This window comes from Stenotrophomonas sp. STEN029, assembly GCF_056760015.1.
Genome location: NZ_JBRREC010000003.1, coordinates 42,080 through 62,600 on the forward strand (window position 1 = coordinate 42,080; position 20,521 = coordinate 62,600).

Here is a 20,521-nt window from a genome sequence, read left to right on the forward strand (position 1 = left end):
ACCTGGCTTTCGTCTTTTATAGAGTACTCAAACTCAACATGGTTGCCGCCACCTGCCCCCAGTGAAATTGGCTGAGTCAATTTATTCGATGATATCTCGCGACTTCCTTGGATGGCATTAACTCCGCCACGCCGAACTGCTTTTAGTGAAACATCCGATCCCGTTTGATTGTAGACAGTTATTGTGTCATTCACAGCGCAGGAGCAAAGAGCCGTCGCGACAACTGACGCCATTAGAATATTTACGCATTTAATTCTGCAGTTAAAAAGATACCTCGATGTCTCGGCCAGAATTTTGATCATAAATTTTTCAGATTGTGAGCCGGAATCGCCATGATCCATCCCCTATATGCAACGATTACTTTATGTGATCACTTGATCATAAAACTTTCAATTGACTTAGCGACATCATCATCTATCTCCCTCCACGATCTCAGATGAGAAATGGAAAAAACATACTCAACCTGCAAACCGCTATTGGTTACCGTCATGACGGTGCATGAAGGAGAGGGACCCCCTACCCGCGGACATTGCACCCTGAAATACTCGCCATCGCCCTCCTTGATATAGAGGTCAGCGCCCTTACTTTTGTCGCTCGCGCCTTGGTTATCCCAGTAGTGCGTAAGTCCATTCAGATCACTGGAAAAAAGGTCGAACCTATTCATACCCCTCATGCGCTGAATATATTCATCGCTTGGGTATAAGCTAATTCTTGGACTTATTATTATTGATATCTTGTTGCCGTGCCCAAGCCGCTCAAACTCCGCCCGAACCGACTCATCATACGGCCTTACCCCCGGGATCAAACCAGTTATGGAGATGCCCCCCGCCTCTGTGAATTCATCCTTTGGATTTGGCCACCTATTTTTCCTCTTCAAGAAATCATCATAGTGATATCCGAGAGGAACCTCATATTTCTTTCCCGCAAGCAAATACCTAACGGGCTCATTAAGGTTTACTTCTTCACTCATACCCCCCCCACAACCAGAAAGGAAAATAGAAATAACGGCAGCACTCCGCGACCAAATCGCTATATTCAAGTAAGGAAATTTCACCAACTCTCCCGATAAGCAATATTAGAAATAATATATTTCGCCAATACCACAGCTAAGCGACAAGGAATTAGCTTGTAGCGAGTAGCGCCTGCAACCGTTTCGCTCATCGTTCTCGCATTGCCTCAACACCATGCTGCTTTAGCGGACTAAGCAGGTAGTCGATCACCCGCCGCTTGCCGGTCTTGATCTCCGCGCTCAGAGTCATGCCCGGCGTCAGCATTACCTTGGTCCCGTCAATCACCAGACCCGCATCTGCCAGCTTGATCCGTGCCGGAAAGACTAGTCCAAGGTTTTCGTCCTGTGCGGCATCATGTGAGACCGTTTCCACGATGCCTTCTAGATAGCCATAACGGGTGTAGGGGAAGCTTTCCACCTTGAGTGTCACTGATTGCCCCGGCCTGATGAAGCCAATATCCTTATTCAATATCGTTGCCTCCACTTCCAGCGATTCCTGATTGGGCACTACCGCCATCAGAGCCTGAGCTGGCGTCACCACACCGCCATTGGTATGAATCACCAACTGTTGCACCGTGCCGTCTACCGGTGCCCGCAGTTGCATAAGTTGATCGCGCTGTTTGGCTCTGGTTACCTGCGGCGCATACTGTCGAGCCTGCTCGCGGGCCTGCCGCAAACCATCGAGGGTTTGCTGGCGAGTATCGGCCTCTAGCACGCGCAACTCTTCGCGCGCGCCAACCGAAGCAGAGCGGCTTTCCAGCAAAGCGGCCTTCTGGGCAGCCAGTGCCCGCTCCATCTCGACCATTTCCTGCTGACGGGCGAGATATTCATGACGACTGACGTATTGCCCACTAAGTAGCCGCTCTAGGTCGGCCACTCGCTCACGGGAGATAGCCAGACTCTGCTCCATCGGCCCGATCTGTGAGCGGACGGTGTTGGCCTGTGCATCACGCTGGGCAATGGCCGCGAGCAGGCTCTGCCGCCGTGCCTGATATTCGGCAAACTCACTGTTAGCCAAGTCCCCCGCTGCTCGCAGGTGCGGGGAAAATATTGACGGATCATCCGGTAATTCCGGCAGCATCCCGGTGTCCAGCGCTTGCAGCATGGCGACCTGACGCAATTCGGCCAGCTTTGCCGCAACCAATGCATCGTCTGCCTGTTGGGCATCTGCACCGGTGGCAGTGGCATCCAGTTCGACCAGAACTTCCCCCAGTTTCACGACCTGGCCGTCGCGGACCAGGATGCGACGGACTACGGCTGTTTCCATCGGCTGGATCACCTTGGTCCGCCCCCCCACGACCATCTTGCCGGGGGCCACGGCCACCACGTCCACCTTACCGATACAGGCCCACAGCAGCGCAAAGCAAAAGAAGCTAGCAATGATGCGCAGAGTCCAGCGGGCCGCAGGGGAAACTGGGGTTTCCGTCAGTTCCAGGTGTGCTGGTAGAAAGGCGATTTCGTCCTGTGTGCGTGACGGTGAATCCAGTGACTTCCGCTCCAACCATACGGCACGAAAGATCGCGGTGTAACGTCGTAGGAAGTCCCCCACGCCTTGCAGGACGTGCCTCATGAAGTCGTACCTCCTTGTTGCAGGCGGTGCAGATGTGCGTAATAGCCATCGGGCCGCGCCAACAGGGCTTCATGGTTGCCGGCTTCGACGATCTCCCCCTTCTCCACCACCACGATGCGGTTGGCATGGCGCACGGTGGAAAGGCGATGGGCAATGATGAGCACCGTGCGTCCCTTGCAGATGGCGCGCATGTTGGACATGACAGCGTGTTCGGACTCGTAGTCCAACGCACTGGTGGCCTCATCGAAGATCAGAATACGGGGATCGGCGATAAGCGCACGAGCGATGGCGACACGTTGACGTTGGCCGCCGGAAAGCCCCGCACCATGCTCGCCCACCTTGGTGTCGTAGCCCTCGGGCAGTTCCATGATGAAATCGTGCGCCCCGGCCAGCTTAGCGGCGCGAATAACCCGTTCCAGCGGCATGCCCGGCTCGGCCAGCGCAATGTTCTCGCGGACGGATCGGTTGAACAGGAAGTTCTCCTGCAACACCACGCCCAACTGGCGGCGCAGCCAGGCCGGATCGGCCACGGCTAGGTCCTGCCCGTCTACTAGTACCCGGCCGCGCTCGGGGGCATACAGCCGCTGCACCAACTTTGTTAGGGTGCTCTTGCCGGATCCTGAGCGACCAACGATGCCGATGACCTCACCCGCCTGAATGTCCAGATCAATGCTGCGCAGAATCTCGGGAGCATCGGGTCGGTAGCGAAAAGTAACCCGCTCGAAAGTCACCCGCCCGTGGATGGGCGGCAATGCCAAACGACTCCCTGGAACTTCGGTCTTGGTATTGAGGATGTCACCAAGGCGTTCTACCGAGATTCCCACTTGCTGAAAGTCCTGCCAGAGCTGGGCCAGCCGGATAATCGGTGCGGCGACTTGCCCAGAAAGCATGTTGAAAGCGATCAACTGGCCAAGTGTTAGTTTGTTCTCAATGACCAGCTTGGCACCGAAGTACAGGATGGCGACGCTGACCACCTTCTGGGTCAACTGCACGCCTTGCTGACCCAGTGTTGCGATCTTGGTGACGCGGAAGCTGGCGCCGACGTATCCGGCCAGTTGGTTGTCCCAGGTACGGATCATGCGCGGCGAAACCGCCGTGGCCTTGACCGTGCCGATGCCACTGACCGTTTCCACCAGGAAAGCTTGGTTGTCGGCACCGCGTGCGAACTTCTCGTCCAGGCGCTTACGCAGTACTGGCGTGATGCCGCCGGATATTAGTGCATAGACGGGGAGCGACAGCACCACGACCAAGGTCAGCCAGCCGCTATACCAGAACATCACTGCAAGGAAGACCACAGTGAACAGCAGGTCCAGCACCGAGGTCAGTGCCTGCCCGGTCAAGAACTGGCGGATGTTCTCCAACTCGCGCACGCGAGCGATGGTGTCGCCTACACGCCGCGATTCGAAGTAGGCCAACGGTAGGTTGAGCACATGGCGGAACAAGCGCGCGCCCAATTCCACATCGATCTTGCTGGTGGTGTGGGCGAACACATAAGTACGCAGGCCATTCATCACCACGTCGAACACTGCCATTGCGATCAGACCGACGGCGATGACGTGCAAGGTAGTCATCGCGTGATGCACCAGCACCTTGTCCATCACTACTTGGTAGAACAACGGCGTAACCAGCGCGAAAAGCTGTATGAACAGTGAGACGACGAAAACCTCGGTTAACAGCTTGCGGTACTTGACCACCGCCGGGACGAACCAAGTGAAATCGAACTTGGCCAGCTCCCCGAGCACTGACGCGCGCGAGGTAACCTGCAACAGACGCCCGGCATAGCGAGCTTCGAACTCGTCACGCGTCAACGCTTTTGGACGGCGTTCGACCAGATCGTGGATCAGTATCTGCGTGCCATCGTGCGAGACTTTGGCCACCACGAAGGGCGGTTCTTCCTCCGTGCCCCAAGCGAGTGCCGGGAGGTTGGCGCTCCCGATACGGGAAGCCGGGTGAAGATGGAATTTGGCCTTTAAGCCAAGCTGCTTGGCCGCCAGCAGCAGGGTGCTCTCGTCGAACGCCTCACCGCCACGGCCAAAATCATGGGTTAACTGCTGCTCGTCGGCCGCTATACCGTGGAACTGTGCCAGCAGCACCAGTCCACGCAGACCATAGTCAGGCTGTGGCCCATGCAGCGGCAGAGGCACGACCACATTGGGCGAACCATCGACATCCATGTCTTGCTTCCCAGCCCAATCAGGACAATGAAGATGTCGAATCTATACGCTTGAGGAAAGACAAACGCAAGTCGAAGAATTGACAAGCACATCATGGGTAGCGCGAGAAAATTGTGTAACCCCATGAAATAGAAACAAAAATAAAATATCCCTATCCGTGATGAGTATCACGCATGGAACACGCGCCACAGTGGCTCGCCACCGATTACCCGTGCATTTCAAATTGGAGAACCCGGTGCTATACGGTTCCGAGGAATTCACTTGAGGCCAGTGTTTCAGGGCGAATTCCGGCAAGGACCAATGCTCATTTAGGCGCATCCTGCGGTAGATGGCCCCTGCGGCTATCTATATGTCCTGCCAGGCCGCGCTAAGAGCAATGCGGCTGCCGGGTTAAGATGTCTGCATCAGCGAGGACCATCCATAAAAAGCCCGAAACTTTTAAATCCAGGTGGCGATCTTCCTTCCCCAAGGTCGAACACCAAATTCCAATGATTCTCGCACGCCTCAGCGAGACCCTAAGGTAGATCAACGAAAACGCGCTGCCGAATGACTTGAGCGCGCGAATGATGCCGTCTGTCGGCCTACTTAGCACTTGACAATCAAGAAGAAAAAATCATTCTCTATTGACGCGTATCCGATAAAACCCAGTCGCCGCGCTAGCTGAGAGCTGCCCTCGCTACAACAGTTCTCGACGGCCCACCCCAAGTATTAAGCAGAGCAATCGAATGGACTCCACAATTTCTGTGCACGATAAACTCGTCTCGCACCTATCGCAACGCATCCATCTTGGTAAAGATGAGGATACAGCTACCATCAACGAGTTGATTAAGCAGCTGAATCTTCACCATCCACGAAGCAGCTTTGAGGAGATTACGTTTCGATCCCTCAAAGAGCTATTCGCCTTCCTCCAAAACTCTGTTGACCTCTCGGTGACCGATGGAAACCAAAGACTCCCCATCGATACACTACGGACCATAGAACTATTATTTCTTGCAAACGAAAATAGCAGAAGGCACGTCTTTAACCTCCTTCGGCCACCAGCTGACCGACCGACAATGGAATTCAGCACCGGCACTACCATTTCCAGGGACAAGGAAGCAGCTGAACTAATCAACCTTTTGATAGATACCCTTAGCAGCGACGTGGACACCAGCAAGCGGCTGCGCTTATCTCAATTGCTTGGCAACGAGAAACACAAGACAACAGCCGAAAAACTCTGTTTAGGCGCAGAGCGCACCAGCGATGAGGTTGCTCGAACCTTAAATCTAGCAACCAGCAGCGACTATGATCTGGCGCGGGCGTATCACAAGCTTTCTGAGCTCCAGGACGCCATCGAAATTCGCCCTAATAAAGATCAAACCTGCCCTACATCAGAGGCTATGTTTGTCTACTTAGAGACGCTCGCTTTCCGGCACTTCGTCATGCATCACCGTCAGCATCTCCACTCGACCGCAATCAAGGACACCTCAGCAGCCGACATTGAGCATCTCCAGCAGATTTGTGCCGCTATTGCCTTGAAGTCAGAGCTTCGAGTGACGCCACTCGATACATGGCTTACAGCCAGCAACATCCATCAACTGGGCTCAGACTTCCGAGAAGAAATAGTCTCTGCTGTACGTTCCGCAACCGGCATTGACGGCCGAGTGGACCTCAACGCGGAACGAACACAATGGTTGCTTGCTTGTTACATATCCAGAACTTGGGGAACGGATGAGCCGAATGCCCCGTTACTTTCTATTTGCGACGTCATTTCCGCTTTCTGCTCATTCCACTACGAGCAGAAAGCAGGTACCGCCTATCAGCCATACTGGCACGGCCAAAGCACCCAAGGTAGTGATGCGCGCAGACACTTCGACAAGGGGCGAAATACGGATGCCCCCCATCAGCACCAAGGTGTCATCCAAATCTACCTGAACCGATTCTTCGAGTATCAAGCGGCGTTCAAAGGGAACACACGTAGCCATCATGCATGGATGCGCTACCAAGTGGCTAGGTTAAACACTTACCTGCGCGCAGTACGGACAAATGACATCTCCGCACTCATCGACAACTTACTCCGGATCGATGACCTAAGTATCAATCAGGCTAAAGCACTCGCAGGAGAGCTCTAAAGCTCTCTTTGACGAATCCCACATCCAGACCGCGGCCCTCATGGGTACGGAAGCGTGCGCATTCAAAGACCGATACCGCTCAATAAGCTCGCAATACTCCCCCAATCAAGCACTGGACTACTAAGTAGCCCTCCAATACTGGAGGGCTGCACCATGCTTGGATTTTTTGCTCATGCTTATCATGCATCAAACGATGTGCGCGCCTCGGTTGCAGCAACACCTACCACACGTAGCTACGCCCGACTATTCGGTTCAAAGCCAGGGGGGTACTTGCTACGACGCCCGCCCAACGTGTCCTTGAGCAGTTGCACGCTGTTCTCCTCCGTCCGCGGTCGGCCGCGCTTGCTCGGCTCTTCGCTACTCATCCGGGACCGCCAAAAGTTGCGGGTCTTATCATTGGTCAGCTTGAGCACGCAGTCCTGCTTGGTCAGGTAGTGCAGCGCGGCACGCAGTCCGATCATTTTCTCCCTGTCCTTGAGAGTTAGTACACCGAGTCCGTCGTACTCATACTTCTTTCGATCGACCCAACAGTTGTGGTAACTGCCTGCCGTCGCCCCGACACGAGCCATCCACGCCTCACCGAGCTGCTGAGACAGCCAACCGCCATTCTGCTGCTCGTTGCCCTCACAGATCACCATCAGGTGCCAGTGCATGCCGCGCACCACCCCGTTCTCGCACTTGATGATGAAACCCAAGTAGTCCGGCAGGTGACGCCTGCACCAGGCACTATCTCGCAACCAGTTCAGGAAGCGGTAAATGTGCTTGTATGCTCCTGGCGCGTCGTAGTACGGGCTGTAGTACAGATCGATGCGCATGATCAGCAGCTTTGAGTGGCGCTGCGCCAAGTAGCAGATGTACTCACGAGCGCTGTCGAAGTTCGCCTGCGCTTGCTTGTTCTGTTCACGTACTGCGTTGATGAAGCGCCACGTGCCGCACGCACGACGCACAAAGCGGCAGAATCGAGCCAGCAAGAGCACCAGATCTTCTGACTGCAGCCCCTCTCCCACCTTGGAGTGACCGATGGCCCGCGCGTAGCGCTTCATGGCACGCATCAGCACAGTGGTTTCGGGGTTGAACACGTGGTTGATGTACGTTGTCGCCCACTCTTGGCGATACAGCGCACACGCACTCACGATCAGCTTCCCCAACTTGGTCAGCGCATACGCTGGCGAGGGGTCCCATGCCTTCTGACGCGAAGCCAGCCTGCCGGGCTCACCGTCACGCTGGAGAGCCTCGTACAGCTCACGCAACGTTATCGAGGTGAAGTCCTTGAATGCCGTGTCATCGGTACCCGTGAACCAGACAGCTTCCTGGTCGGTGCTGTAGTACTGCTCGGTACCAGGGACTCGCACCCGACCGTTCTGACTCACCACACGAACGCAGGTCTCAACCAGGCGTTCGCGGACCGCTTCTGCCTTAATAATCTTTTTGACCTTAATAGCCCACGCTGAATCCGGGGCTCCCTTCTGCTTACGAATTTTCATCTTATTTCCGGGATGGAGCACCTCGCCCTGCTCCTGCGACAACTAGCCACAGTCGCGCGAAAGCGTGGACAGGGAGCGTAAAAGAGATTGACACAATGAATGACTGCCCCTGATAGCGGCTCGGCAACAAGTCTTGCCTGCGATGACATTCATGGAGTATTTGTAGGTCAAGCTTATAAACTTTAATCAGCAACGAACAAGTAGAGCGCACACTAAGTGCGTATGGATCCACCCGGACTAACATCTGCACAGATGGAGTACACAAGCAGATAGATCAGCGTGATTACCTCAAAGGACAGCTTAACTACCCAGATAGATATATGGATAGATAATCTATATATCCGAAATTCCTCTGATGGAATTCACTGGATATTCCCCTGCCAAATCCCGCCAGGCCCAAGCAATTCCTGCTTCAAGCCATTATTTCAACAATGCCGAGTTAGCGAATCGCTCACTTGAAAGCACGACGCGAAGCGACCCAGCCAAAGATTTCGCTGGCGCGCCATGCCACCGCGCGTGCGCCGATCTTCACCGGCTTCGGGAAGGAAGGATCGTAGTAACGCGAGCGCGGGTTGCAATAGGACCAGATCGACGAACGACCCAAGCCGGTGACCTCCAGAACCTGCTTCTCTCGCAAGAAGGTGTCGGGAGGGGCAGCGACGACTACCGCCCCCGGCGCACCCGCGGGCTGGTCCATCCGCGCGCCATGAACGCCCGAGAGGCGCACTTTCGCAGTCATCACGTCGGTTGACGGAGTGCGCGGCTCGCCCAAGTTCTCGGAACTCCAAGAACCATCGAAGCCAAAGCGGGCGGGCGCATACGAACCCGTACTACGGTCAACCTGACCGCGAGGAATCTTGCTGTTGTTCACAACCACCTCCTACAACGTCTATTAAGGCCGCCTCGCACTACATGCTGAGCGGGTAGAGGCACAGGAAACCACATAGCTCGCCAAGCCAATAAGGAAAAAAAATCAAGGAATTTGCAGCTTGCCAAATCCAACCGGCTTGGGGTGCGGCAATGCGCCGATCTACCGGGGCTAGGCGAGCGACCAAGCAACGGAGCTTGCGCAGGCCGGCTCATCCACAGGCGAGTGCTCCGAGCTATCGCTCACTTAGCGAAAGAAAGCTTGGCTTTTCCCCTACGGGGTTAACTCGGCTTGTCCGATAGCGTCCAAATCCTAGCCAATGAGCCTTGTCGCCCATTCGATAGGGGTACCCAGGTATTGCCTTCTACAACTGAATGATTAGGCTCGAATCAACAGGCCGCATTGCGCCAACGGAGCTCCCTCTTGTTCGAGTACCCCTATCCTTTCCCTGACCATCGACCGATCTGCCCGATCGATCAGCTGCCCGATCCACTGCGCTCCGTCGCCCTGCATCTCATTACTGCCAAGCGCGTGCCGGCCGCGATCGCACTGACAGACGCACTCTCAGCAGCGGGGGCTGTCGTTCACTGCGGATTTGACTGTCGGGCGCCTGATGGTGGAGTTCTGCCAGCGACCATCAATACGTGTGCACTGGCCCCAACGGCCACGGGCAAGGGGCGGTCCTACGAAGTCTTCTTCGAACAATTCATCAAGGCGAAGAAGGCGCGTGTTCGCGCGGCGCGTCAAGGAACCGATGCACTAGATCCGCCTCTTCAAAGGCGACTCCCTCGAGTGGAAACACTGATAACCCAGGCCATCAGCTTTCGTTCGCTGATGGAAACGCTGGATGGCATGGGCATGAACATGACACTCCAGCGCGAGGATGGTTCAAGCCTGCTGGAAACCGATCTTTTCAAGAAGCACACCGACGCTTTGACGCAGTTATGGAGCGGCAATCCCCCCTTGGATTGGCAGGTCCGTGGTGCGACGCTGGAGGCCAGTGACGCCCGTGGGAGCGTTGGATTTCGGATTCAACCGGATTTGATGTACGACTATGTCGCCCGATCGGGCCGTCGTGACCGGGGGGTGGGCTGGTGGCCGCGATCCATTGTAGGCTGCCACGACCCCAAAAGGTTTCCAGAGAACGAATCTTACCAAGCTCCCTCGGGGCGATACGCACCCGACGCATACCAAGCCAGAGTCGCCGACCTCATCAGTCAGATAAACGGAAACTATGACCGCGGGGAATTCAGCCGCGCCCCTATCAGCCTTGATATACATGCCTCAGCGTACATGATGTCCTTGGAGCGCCGACTGATCACGTGGGCTGAAACTGAGTATGAGGATGTTGATGATGCCGCCCGTAGAGCATGGGAGAACACGCTCCGGGTGGCGGTGGTGCTTCAGGTGTTTTGTGATCGTCCAGGGCCAGTCACGCTTGACATGGTGAAACGCGCTTGGGCGATCATGGAATGGTCACTTTCGCAGTATCGTTTGGTATTTGTAGATGGACCTGCGAAGTACTCTGACAAGGCAATCGCAAAGGCAGAGGCCGCTGCCAAACAACAAGCCAGTGACTGGACCAAAAGACAATCCAAGCCCATTAAAAAACCGACAACCTGGCAAAATGCTGATTTTATATTAACCTGCCTGGATAGCGCTTCGACCCACGATCGACTACATCGCACCGCCTCACTGGAGGATGTTTTCCAACTCTCCGACATGCCCAGGAAAAGGTTTGAATCCGCCTTGGAATGGCTTAAAAAAACGAATGAAGTGGAAGAATTCAAGGATGGCCACGAAACCGTATTAAGGCGCATCCTCCATCGCACCAACCGGTGGTAACAAAAGTGGAACCCTCCAGCGCCTCTTTGCCAGCTAATCCCTGCTGATGAAGAAGCAAAATGCTCCGCGGCTGACGTCCGCTCAACCTAGCCTGGTGTGAAAGGAGGGAGGATCGAGCAAGCTCGCTACGACCGGCGGAGTTCCGGCAAAGCCGTCCTGACTTTCTCGCTCGACCCTCCCATGAGAATCGCACGCGACTATGCGTGCATCCGAGCGAAGTTCCATCCGGTACAGAGAGTCACCTGCAGAAACACTCGCGCACATTCCCGTCTAAGGCAGTTACTTTGGGTAGCGATGCATCTAAACATATCATTCCAAGACAGCATCAGGGCAGTTCTCATGCAACTTGAACGTGACGCTCTCGGCGATGGCCCGCAGGTCGATCAGAATAGCAGTTCCGTTTGCTTCGGCCAGCCGATCCGATAAGTGACGCCGATCTTCGCCCTTGAATAAAATGTAGTCCTGATAAGGCGGCCAAGTCATTACCAGAGCATCCAAATCGTGAATCCCTCTGCGGAATAGTGGGCGCATATCTTCCCGGGAAACGATTGAGTTGGCTTGATCGAACGTCAGACCCATCTCGATCAGCTGCTTCGCCAGATGCATGAGGCAAAGATCAGTAAAGCCAAAGCGCTTCCACGTCGCTCGCACAGAGTTGACCTCTGGAGCAGAAGCACTCATACCCACAAGCGGAATCATGACGCCACTTCTTCCTAGCACCCCCCGCTTCAAGTAGCTGCGAAGTCCTTCGTAACCGATGCCCACGATCTTCGCAGCAACGGATGTTGTGACGGTCGCTTCCATGTGGCACCTCAAAAAAAACGGTCTTGTTGAGACCAATATGAATGCAACCAAATTTGGCGTCAATGGGACCGAAATTTTGCAACAGGACCAGGCCTTCAAGAATGGGAAAGTCCTGGCTGACCCACCTAATCCGCTGACGCAGCATTGGGGCTCCACTAAAGGAGTCCCGCGATGTCACATGAACCGTTCAATGAAGAGCTAGTACTGGCACGCTACTTGGAACGACGGTTTGGCATGGCGCCAGCTGCCCCAGCAGCGCCAAAGACCAAATGGAAGCGCTTGCATACAAGGATCACCAATGCCTGGAAGGGATGGTGGCCTCTTGTTGTACCAATCCTCTCCCGACAGTTGATCGCTGCGCTGCTCAAATGTGTTGGGAAGCTATGCTTAGCTGCGATGTCCCGCTTTCTGACGCTCGTTTGATGATCGCCACCCTACTCGCCCCCAGCTACGCCCTCCTGCTATCCCAAACAACTTGCTATTACTGCCGTGGTGCCACCCCCACGGCAGCCCTGTGGGTTCCATCCTTTCAGGAGATTGACCTACAGGATGGAGAGGTAGTGACCTCTGACGAGCCGGCACTACTGAAGTCGGTGGAAGCCTTGGACTCACAGGCCCAGCTCTTCATTCAAGCCCGGGCGCCTTGGCTTCGCTTGGCAAAAAGCCGCACGGCGGGTTTCGCATACTGGGCCAACCATTGCCAGACATGTGGTGCACTTCAAGGCGATCACTACCTGTTTGGGGTGGATGGGCCCTACGGGCTGAAGAGCCAGGAGCAGCTGATGGCGCTGGAATGGCTCGATGGTTTCGGGTCGTTAGAAGCCGTGGCTGTCGCGCTGAGATAGCAGGGGCTCAACTGGGGCTAATGAGCAGAGAAGACCCCCTCTCTCCGCCAGATTACGCAAACCCATGTTAACGCAGGGTTTTTTGCTTTTCTGGGGTAACCGGATGCAGGACACAAATCGGGACACATCTCTCGATGTGCATCCCACACCACCTCGTTCGCGCGCCCTCTGGGCTTTGGTCGTTCCGGCAACGCGGCGAATGAGCCTGTCGATCATGGCCCTCGGAATCGAATGTGGGGGAGGGGCACCTTTTCCGGAATGGCCAGCTCAGACTTGGGTGATGCCCCTGTAGATGACCAAGTCAATACCAATCATGTAGGTCCCAGCAGTTGCCAGGAAGACGACAGCATCTGCGATTTCCTTCGGCGTGCCGATGCGCCACAACGGGATCATAGCCACCGCAACCGCCAGCGCGCCGCTGCAATAGGTGTCAGTGATTCGACTTAGAGGCTTGGGCTGCGGTAACGGACTGGCTGATCACCCAAGTGGTAGAGATGGAACAAACAGCTGCGGATAAACTCCGGAGGGCATTGGCTATCCACCCCAAGGATTCGTGACGGCACCGCCAGCATTCCGGTGTTCGTTGCCCTGAGCTGCGATCAACTAGCGGGTAGTCGCGTGGATTGAGTCCTTCCAGTAGCGACGTGCGAGCTGCACAATGCTCTTTGGTTGCGTCAAACAATAGGGAGCGACGGAGCTGTGGAAGAGCGATATTGCCTTTACCTCAACGTGAGCGCTGAGCAGTCAGTGCTTGAACTATCTGAACGCCGCTATAAAGAGTTGGTTTCGGCTTGGTCCACATTGTCCGATGCGGCAGCCTTTGAACAGAAGTATGAACTTCTACTCGGGAACTACATGGCTTTTGAGTCGTGGGCAGCAAGTCACTGCATTTATGCCGATATCACGAGCGACCACTCCTATGATTCTGCCCGGAGCTCATTCTGTGAGGCGAATCGCCATGTCATGAATCTCCTTTCGTCGAGTCGTGCGTACATTGATCAGGTGAAGAGGGATTTTTCGTCGCTGCCGCTGGACCGACCATTCAAGGAGCAGGCCGAGTCGAAGTTCAATGGCGCCTACGATCACTGCAAGGAATACAGGTTTCTTGAAGCTCTTAGAAACCATGTGCAGCATCGCTCGCCGCCTGTTCACAAGATCTCACCTGTCGCTAGTCACGCAAACGAGGTCCTCAGGTCCGAACAGCTTTCTTTCTTCTGTCTCCGTGCAACGCTTGAAGAGGAGAAGGGTTTCAAAGCCAAGACCCTTGCTGAGAGCGAATGCGAGATCGACCTGAGAAAGGCGATCCGTGAGTACGTTGCTGCGTTGAGCCATGTTCATATCGAACTTAGGGGTGTGGTTGGTGATGCGGTAGCGGCGGCCCGGCAATCTTTTCAGGCCGCTATCGAGGACTTCTCTGTGCCAGGCCGTATCACCCTTGGCCTTCGTGCAGGGCGGTTTCTAGAGAGCGGTGAATATGTCGATTCGGTGCCCATTTTTCTGGATTGGGATAATGCGCGGTTGACGCTAGTCAGAAAGAACCGATATCAGCTTCGCGGGGGCGTTGGATTGAGGCGAGGTTCGAGCGGGTGAAGCCCGCGCACTATAGGTCCGATAGTCCTACCATCACGCGACGAAAGCCCGGCACAAGCCGGGCTTTTTCTTTTCAACCCGATCACCCCCCGTAAGCTCCTCCGCTCGCCGTGAGGCGATTGGGGCCGGTGCCGCGCGCAAGCGCGCCAGAGACGTCATGACTGGCCTGCGCACCATGCAGTGGTGGTGATCGGCCCTTCTACGCCCGTCGATCCTCACCGGACCAATCATCGACCGCAGCCGGACTGTGGTGACGGGCACCTATGCCATACAGGGGATTCACCCATGAGCACGAAGCAAGAGCCGCGCGGCGTCCGGATCAACACCCCGGGCAACATCGATCGCACCAAGACCGTGTGGCAGGGCGAGGACCGCAGCGCCGCTGCTTTGCGCCGTGAGCCGCGCTTCTGCGTGTTCAAGACGCCGCAGGCTGGTTTCCGCGCGCTGGCCAAGAGGCTGCTGACCTACCAGAGCAAACACGGCCTGCGGACGGTCCGCGAAATGATCAGCCGCTGGGCCAATATCTCAAACGAACAGATCCGTCCTTCTCCCCCAATGCCTATGGGCATTCGGACCTACTCAGCATGCGGAAGACCTATGACCTGCTGACCCTACGCCAGCAGGAAGGAGGCCAGTGGACCGTCAGTCTGGCGCGGCCTGAAACGAATGAGCACGCGTAGGCCTATCACTCGCGCTCCCAGAGCGACGTGATCATCTCGAGCTGCTATCGACACCTGCGCGTCACGAACTTGATTGGTTCAGTCACGAACTCGAAGAGTAACGAGACCGTCAAACTGTCCGCCTACGGTCGCTGAATACATAGTCTTAGACGAGAAGCGCTGGCCGTGTCCTTGCACCACACAGTGACCGATGCTGTTCAGTCTCCCGATCGGCTCATTCCGGTTGCCCAGTATGTGCGCATGTCGACCGAGCATCAGCGCTACTCCACGGAGAACCAGGCTGCGGAAATTGCCGAATACGCCAAGGCAAACGGCATGCAAATCGTCCAGACCTACGAGGACTCCGGCAAGAGTGGGTTAAACCTCAAGGGTCGAAGCGGTCTTCAAGACCTTCTCCGGGATGTGAAGCTCCCCTCCCCTGGCTTCAACGCCATTTTGGTCTACGACGTCAGCCGTTGGGGACGGTTCCCTGACCCGGACGAGGCCGCCGCCTACGTTCACGCCTGTAAGAGCCATGGCGTCCCGGTCATCTATTGCGCAGAAGCTTTCAAGAACGACGGCTCATTGCCATCGACGATCATGATTGGCCTCAAGCGGAGCATGGCCGCCGAATACAGCCGCGAGCTATCTGACAAGGTGTTCAAAGGGGCGTGCAACATCGTGCGGCACGGGTTCCGACAAGGAGGCCCCCCGGGATATGGCTTACGGCGCCAACTCGTGGACGAGCATCTCCAGCCCAAGGCATTGCTCGCTCGAGGAGAGCAAAAGAGCATCCAAACTGATCGTGTGATCCTGGTGCCCGGACCTTCGCAAGAAGTCGCCATCGTCTTGCGCATCTATCGGCTGTTTCTGCAGGACGGCATGCCCGAGCGGGTCATCGCCTCCGTTCTGAACCAAGAAGGCATCCCCAATGAGGTGGGTGGCTCCTGGAGCCGAGGGACCGTCCATCAAATACTAACGAATGAGAAATACGTCGGCCACAACGTCTACAACCGGACCTCGTTCAAGCTGAAGCTGCAACACGTTCAGAATCCGCCGGAGGCGTGGGTGCGAAAGGAGCATGCGTTTGAAGCCATTGTTCCGTTTGATCTCTTCGAGCGCGTTCAAGCAGTCATAGCGGCACGTTCGGTCCACTTGGACGACCGCCAGATGCTGGAAGCCCTGCGCTCGCTGCTTGATCGGCATGGCGCGCTGTCAGGAATGCTGATAGATGAAGAGGAAGGCGTTCCCTCCAGCAGCGCCTTCCGCCATCGGTTCGGAAGCCTGCTCCGGGCCTACAGCTTGGTTGGTTACTCCCCCAAACGTGACTACGCCTACCTGGAGATCAACCGTTCCCTTCGGCGGCGGCATCCTGAGATGGTCCAACTGGTGGTCGATGGCATCGCCCAACACGGCGGGTGGGTTGAGCCATGCCGGGATACCGGTCTTCTGCGGGTGAACGGTGAGCTCCTCACGTCCGTCGTCATCGCACGGTGCAAACCCACACCCGCCGGCTCTAACCGCTGGCGAATCCGACTGGATGCAAGCCTTACACCGCATGTGACCGTCGTGATCCGGATGGATCCCGGTAACCGTCATGCCCACGATTACTACGTGCTTCCTTCCATCGACTTCACCCCCGATGGCATGCCCTCCATGGAGGACAACGGCTTCTCCTTGGACGCCTACCGGATGGACACGCTGGAAGAGTTCTTCGCCCTGGCCGGTCGGGCCGCATTGCTGGAGGTCGCATGACAAACAAAAGCTCAAGCGTTCAGATGATCCCCATTGCCGACATCCATATCGCCAACCCGCGTGTCAGAAATCAACGCATCCACCGTGGCATCACTCGAAGCATCGAAACGGTGGGGCTCAAGCGCCCCGTTAGCGTTCGTATGGCATCTCCTGATGAAACGTCGCTCCCATATGCACTGATCTGTGGCCAAGGCCGCCTTGAGGCCTGCAAACTGTTGGGCCACCGCGAGATCCCCGCCCTGATTTTGGACGTGGATGAGCACACCGGCCACGTCATGAGCATCGTGGAGAACGTCGCCCGCCGCACGCCCAGAGCAGCCGAGACCATGGAACAGGTTCAGGTGCTTAGAGAGCGCGGTTACTCGGACCCGGAGATAGCCACCAAGCTTGGCTGCACTCCGTCTTGGGTGAACAGCGTGGCCAACCTTATGGAGCGCGGAGAGCGGCGTCTGCTCGCTGCCGCGGAGGCCGGCCACATTTCCTTGGCCCTTGCCGTCAACATCTCCCGAGCAAATGATCGCGATGCGCAACAGTTGCTGATGGACGCCTACGAGGCCGGTGAACTCAAGGGAAAGAAGGTGACCGTCGTCCGACAGATCCTAGCCCATCGAGCCAGAAGCGGCAAAAAGGGAACCAGCACTTACGCGCACGGCGCGCCACGGAAGAGGCTTACCCCCGAGGACCTTGCCAAGCTCTACAAACGCGACGTGGAGATGCATCAACGCATCCAGAAGAAGGCCGAGTTCACGCAACAATCGCTCCTCCTGGCCCGGCAGATCTTCAAAGAGCTGTTTTCCTCCAAAGAGTTCTGCGGACTTCTCCAATCGGAGGGGCTGACCAGCGTCCCGCAACCACTGGCTGACCTGCTGCCGCGCAGAGGATTGGCCCGATGAACAAGAAGCAACCTTCGGGCGTACGCCTGGGCTTTGAGAAGGACTGCGTAGACATCCCTTTGGCACTGTTGAACTACTGCGTCCCCATGCCAACAGGGATCAAGGGATCGGTCAAGTATCAGCAGATCATGAGCTCGGTCAGGATAGTCGGATTGGTTGAGCCCATCGTGGTCGCCTTGGACCGGGGCAACGCCGGACAGTTCTTAGTCTTGGACGGGAGAATGCGCCTGGAGGCCCTGAAGGAACTGGGAGCCTCCGTGGCCCCCTGCCTCATCTCAACCGACGACGAAGGCTATACCTACAATAAGCAGGTAAACCGGCTTTCAGTCATCCAAGAGCACCGAATGATTCTCAGGCTAGCCGAAAGTGGTGCTTCTGTGGAACAGCTGTCGGAGGTGCTCAACATCTCGGCCAGCTCCATCCGGAACAAGTTCCGGCTTCTGGATGGCGTTTGCGACGAAGCAACCGCCATCTTGGCCGACAAGCCGGCTGCGGCCGGCGTGTTTCGGTTGCTGCGGAAGATGAAGCCCTTCCGACAGATCGATGCGGCTCAGACCATGGTCAACTTGGGGGATTACTCAATCAAGCTTGCAACCGCGCTTCTCCAGAACACGCCGATGGAACAGTTGATAGAGCCATTGGCAACAAAGGCGGCCAATGGTGCTCCCATCGAGGCTCTCCAACGCCTGGAGCGGGAGCTTGCAGCGCTACAAGCCGATACAAAACTGCTCGAGGAGAACTACGGCCCCGCCAGTCTCCAGCTCGAAATCGTCAAAACCCACATTGGGTCGACCCTTCTGGAAAATGCAGCAGTGGTGCGATGGCTGGCCAAGAACAAGCCAGACCATCTTCAACAGCTCCAGCGCATTGCAGACATCAAGCTTCTCAAAGCAGGGTGATCTCCTGAGCTCCCACACCCAGTCTCGAGAGTGTTGCCCAGTGTTGACGCGAGCCATTCGCCGGCCAGACTGACCAAAGCGCGTTCCGCATGCCTATGCGCGATACCAGCGCTGTCGAAGCTGATGCTTTGCCGGCAAGGCCAACCTCGACTTCTTTGAAAGAAGAAGCAAAATCCTAGGTTCCCAAGCGAGGCGATGGTGAACTGGCGAAAGAACTACTTCATGACGCTGATCACGTGGCCTCCAATGCCCAATGCGAGATAGTCCAATCCAGCTTTCGCCGGCTGACTGAATCACTTACGTGCTTTCCTCATTCCTGTTTACCAGCTACCTCAATCCACTTCCCGTTGTGAAGCAGATAACTGACCTTCTTCTCCATGGAGGGACAGCACGTAGCATCATCTGGCCCTTGCACCAGGATTGACACCATGAGCATTCCATCCTGCACTAAGAGTGTCTGAGCCACTTCGCCATAGCCAGCTATTCTGCGGGAGTCCACAAGACGGAGACCGCCCCCCTCTCTGACGAAGGCAGCCAGGTAGGTGGAGTAGGCCATGCTTCCATCATTCGCCTCGAGCATGAACAACACCGCCTTTTCGCTAACACCATCTCCGTTCAAATCTCCCTCTGCAATACGTCGCGCCTCCTGGTTTTCATGAGCATCACCGAACAACAGCGCCTGACCAGCAAGCGCTTCGTTGATCACAGCGCTATCCGGGACGGCTACTACCGGCGCCGCTGTGAAAAAGGGCTCCATTGCATCGGGGGCGCACTCATGTGCCTCTGCCTGTGTGGGGGTCAGACCTGCCGGAACTTCGCATCCAGCCAAGTTGATGTCGCCCTCCTGGGTCAGTGACGCTTCCTTCTTGCATGCTCCTATCGCAAGAAGCAATAGGATCCCCGTGCACATCATTGCCATTCGTTTCATTCCGTTTCCTTCCTCAATAGGAAAAAAATCAAGCGCATGCTTTGAGCGGGCATGCCTGCGCATGCCCGCTCTTTTCTTCATTTCCGCGCTATCGGCAAGATCCACTGCATCGGCTCAGAATCTCACCAGTCAGTGGACACCTTGCAGTTGTTGCTGGCGCTGCTCCAGCCATTGCCGATGTTCGGCTTCCTGAGCTGCTGCACGCGCAGCTGCGAAAGCCGCAGCTTCTGCTGGGCGCACAGGCCGGGCCACTCCATACTTCTTCAAGGCTGCTGCGAACAGCGCATCCTCTTCAGCTGTAATCGGCTCATCCGTCCTATCGTACTTTGCATACATCGCCTCAAACTGCGTGTAGTTGAGGTACTGCTCACCTTCCTCGGTGAAGTACTTCTCTTCGCTGATCACGCCACCACTGCCCACTACCCTCGCTGATATCTTGCCATTGGGGTAATACGCCAACTGCTCCCCCTCTTGTTGCCCTTCCGAAAAGGTGCTCACCACCGCAGGGCTGCCATCCTCATAGAAAACCTTTGAAGGCCCTTCCAGCTTGCCGTTCTTGTAGCCAATCTCAAACATCGTCTTCTGCTGGCTGCCATCGAACCACCCGCGTGCAGTGCCGTCGATCTTCCCCTTCGTAATCGGAACCTCCATGTAGGGATATCCTGAGACGCTGTAGAGCTCAAGCTTTCCATCGAGACTCCCATTGACGACGCGAGTTTCCAATGCGCGCTCCCCATTTTCGTCATAAGTACAACTCATATCACCGACAAGTTTTCCCTTGTCGAACTCCACCTGACAGTGGACCTTCAAGCCAGCCAGCGGTCGCCAATGTGCGTTGTATCCCTGCGTTGGTGTCGGATGGGGCATGGAGTTCGCCAAGTTCTCGATTGCAGCGATCGGCTTACGCAATTGCTCACGAGGGATGTTCGTGACGTTGCCCGTGAATGGCTCGTTCTCGCCGGTCGCGTAGACCAACCCGTTATTGACCTCTGCATTACGCCAGTCCAGAACCGGCTTGCTGCAGCCGACCAGGAGAAGGGCAACTGCCACCGCCGACACGTATTTCGCTCCTTTCATGTATTTCCTC

The 20,521-nt window shown here is 56.1% G+C and carries 16 protein-coding genes; 8 read left to right on the plus strand and 8 right to left on the minus strand.

The window, feature by feature from the left end:
• Window positions 1-370: 370 nt before the first annotated feature.
• The 3 genes from ACVOLI_RS01200 to ACVOLI_RS01210 form a co-directional block, all read right to left on the minus strand.
• Window positions 371-970, minus strand: coding sequence for a hypothetical protein (locus ACVOLI_RS01200; RefSeq protein ID WP_481533195.1), 600 nt, complete (start codon window positions 968-970; stop codon window positions 371-373).
• 187 nt (window positions 971-1,157) lie between these two features.
• Window positions 1,158-2,579 (minus strand): HlyD family type I secretion periplasmic adaptor subunit, encoded by a 1,422-nt coding sequence (locus tag ACVOLI_RS01205; RefSeq protein WP_481533196.1) that lies wholly within the window; start codon window positions 2,577-2,579, stop codon window positions 1,158-1,160.
• A complete protein-coding gene (locus ACVOLI_RS01210) occupies window positions 2,576-4,753 on the minus strand; it encodes a type I secretion system permease/ATPase (RefSeq protein WP_481533197.1) in 2,178 nt (725 codons plus the stop codon). Before ACVOLI_RS01210 ends, ACVOLI_RS01205 begins: the two co-directional genes overlap by 4 nt.
• Before the next feature lie 725 nt (window positions 4,754-5,478).
• On the opposite strand from ACVOLI_RS01210, the gene ACVOLI_RS01215 reads away from it, so the two are divergent.
• Window positions 5,479-6,864 carry a hypothetical protein gene (locus ACVOLI_RS01215; protein ID WP_481533198.1) on the plus strand — a complete coding sequence of 462 codons (1,386 nt, stop codon included), beginning with the start codon at window positions 5,479-5,481 and terminating at the stop codon, window positions 6,862-6,864.
• 233 nt (window positions 6,865-7,097) lie between these two features.
• On the opposite strand, the gene ACVOLI_RS01220 is transcribed toward ACVOLI_RS01215, so the two are convergent.
• The gene (locus ACVOLI_RS01220) at window positions 7,098-8,348 is read right to left on the minus strand and encodes a YagK/YfjJ domain-containing protein (RefSeq protein ID WP_481533199.1); all 1,251 of its coding nucleotides are present in this window, start codon (window positions 8,346-8,348) and stop codon (window positions 7,098-7,100) included.
• 451 nt (window positions 8,349-8,799) lie between these two features.
• Window positions 8,800-9,219: a helix-turn-helix transcriptional regulator gene (locus ACVOLI_RS01225; protein WP_481508526.1), complete on the minus strand. Its 420-nt coding sequence runs from the start codon at window positions 9,217-9,219 to the stop codon at window positions 8,800-8,802.
• Window positions 9,220-9,639: 420 nt separating this feature from the next.
• On the opposite strand from ACVOLI_RS01225, the gene ACVOLI_RS01230 reads away from it, so the two are divergent.
• Window positions 9,640-11,061, plus strand: a complete 1,422-nt coding sequence (locus tag ACVOLI_RS01230; protein ID WP_481533200.1) for a DUF3987 domain-containing protein — start codon at window positions 9,640-9,642, stop codon at window positions 11,059-11,061.
• A gap of 309 nt (window positions 11,062-11,370) precedes the next feature.
• On the opposite strand, the gene ACVOLI_RS01235 is transcribed toward ACVOLI_RS01230, so the two are convergent.
• Window positions 11,371-11,865 (minus strand): hypothetical protein, encoded by a 495-nt coding sequence (locus tag ACVOLI_RS01235; RefSeq protein ID WP_481533201.1) that lies wholly within the window; start codon window positions 11,863-11,865, stop codon window positions 11,371-11,373.
• A gap of 560 nt (window positions 11,866-12,425) precedes the next feature.
• Between ACVOLI_RS01235 and ACVOLI_RS01240 the strand changes: the two genes are divergently transcribed.
• The 6 genes from ACVOLI_RS01240 (at window position 12,426) to ACVOLI_RS01265 (ending at window position 18,506) form a co-directional block, all read left to right on the plus strand.
• Entirely contained in the window at window positions 12,426-12,710 is a 285-nt protein-coding gene (locus ACVOLI_RS01240; protein WP_481533202.1) for a hypothetical protein, read from the plus strand.
• Between the two features lie 699 nt (window positions 12,711-13,409).
• Entirely contained in the window at window positions 13,410-14,300 is an 891-nt protein-coding gene (locus ACVOLI_RS01245) for a hypothetical protein (protein WP_481533203.1), read from the plus strand.
• Between the two features lie 512 nt (window positions 14,301-14,812).
• Complete coding sequence (locus ACVOLI_RS01250; protein WP_481533235.1) at window positions 14,813-14,980, plus strand: OST-HTH/LOTUS domain-containing protein; 168 nt, start codon at window positions 14,813-14,815, stop codon at window positions 14,978-14,980.
• Between the two features lie 183 nt (window positions 14,981-15,163).
• Window positions 15,164-16,714, plus strand: a complete 1,551-nt coding sequence (locus tag ACVOLI_RS01255; RefSeq protein WP_481533204.1) for a recombinase family protein — start codon at window positions 15,164-15,166, stop codon at window positions 16,712-16,714.
• A complete protein-coding gene (locus tag ACVOLI_RS01260) occupies window positions 16,711-17,607 on the plus strand; it encodes a plasmid partitioning protein RepB C-terminal domain-containing protein (protein WP_481533205.1) in 897 nt (298 codons plus the stop codon). The genes ACVOLI_RS01255 and ACVOLI_RS01260 overlap by 4 nt, the downstream gene beginning before the upstream one ends.
• A complete protein-coding gene (locus tag ACVOLI_RS01265) occupies window positions 17,604-18,506 on the plus strand; it encodes a plasmid partitioning protein RepB C-terminal domain-containing protein (RefSeq protein ID WP_481533206.1) in 903 nt (300 codons plus the stop codon). Before ACVOLI_RS01260 ends, ACVOLI_RS01265 begins: the two co-directional genes overlap by 4 nt.
• Window positions 18,507-18,816: 310 nt before the next feature.
• On the opposite strand, the gene ACVOLI_RS01270 is transcribed toward ACVOLI_RS01265, so the two are convergent.
• Together ACVOLI_RS01270 and ACVOLI_RS01275 are read right to left on the minus strand one after the other, a co-directional pair.
• On the minus strand, window positions 18,817-19,434 hold the full coding sequence (locus tag ACVOLI_RS01270; RefSeq protein ID WP_481533207.1) for a hypothetical protein: 618 nt from the start codon (window positions 19,432-19,434) through the stop codon (window positions 18,817-18,819).
• Between the two features lie 129 nt (window positions 19,435-19,563).
• Complete coding sequence (locus ACVOLI_RS01275; protein ID WP_481533208.1) at window positions 19,564-20,511, minus strand: toxin-antitoxin system YwqK family antitoxin; 948 nt, start codon at window positions 20,509-20,511, stop codon at window positions 19,564-19,566.
• Window positions 20,512-20,521 lie beyond the last annotated feature (10 nt).

Excerpts from the sequence above, each read along its gene's own strand:
- ACVOLI_RS01200 (WP_481533195.1), bottom strand. The coding sequence starts at position 970 with ATGAGTGAAGAAGTAAACCTTAATGAGCCCGTTAGGTATTTGCTTGCG.
- ACVOLI_RS01205 (WP_481533196.1), bottom strand. The coding sequence starts at position 2,579 with ATGAGGCACGTCCTGCAAGGCGTGGGGGACTTCCTACGACGTTACACC.
- ACVOLI_RS01210 (WP_481533197.1), bottom strand. The coding sequence starts at position 4,753 with ATGGATGTCGATGGTTCGCCCAATGTGGTCGTGCCTCTGCCGCTGCAT.
- ACVOLI_RS01215 (WP_481533198.1), top strand. The coding sequence starts at position 5,479 with ATGGACTCCACAATTTCTGTGCACGATAAACTCGTCTCGCACCTATCG.
- ACVOLI_RS01220 (WP_481533199.1), bottom strand. The coding sequence starts at position 8,348 with ATGAAAATTCGTAAGCAGAAGGGAGCCCCGGATTCAGCGTGGGCTATT.
- ACVOLI_RS01235 (WP_481533201.1), bottom strand. The coding sequence starts at position 11,865 with ATGGAAGCGACCGTCACAACATCCGTTGCTGCGAAGATCGTGGGCATC.
- ACVOLI_RS01260 (WP_481533205.1), top strand. The coding sequence starts at position 16,711 with ATGACAAACAAAAGCTCAAGCGTTCAGATGATCCCCATTGCCGACATC.
- ACVOLI_RS01265 (WP_481533206.1), top strand. The coding sequence starts at position 17,604 with ATGAACAAGAAGCAACCTTCGGGCGTACGCCTGGGCTTTGAGAAGGAC.
- ACVOLI_RS01270 (WP_481533207.1), bottom strand. The coding sequence starts at position 19,434 with ATGAAACGAATGGCAATGATGTGCACGGGGATCCTATTGCTTCTTGCG.
- ACVOLI_RS01275 (WP_481533208.1), bottom strand. The coding sequence starts at position 20,511 with ATGAAAGGAGCGAAATACGTGTCGGCGGTGGCAGTTGCCCTTCTCCTG.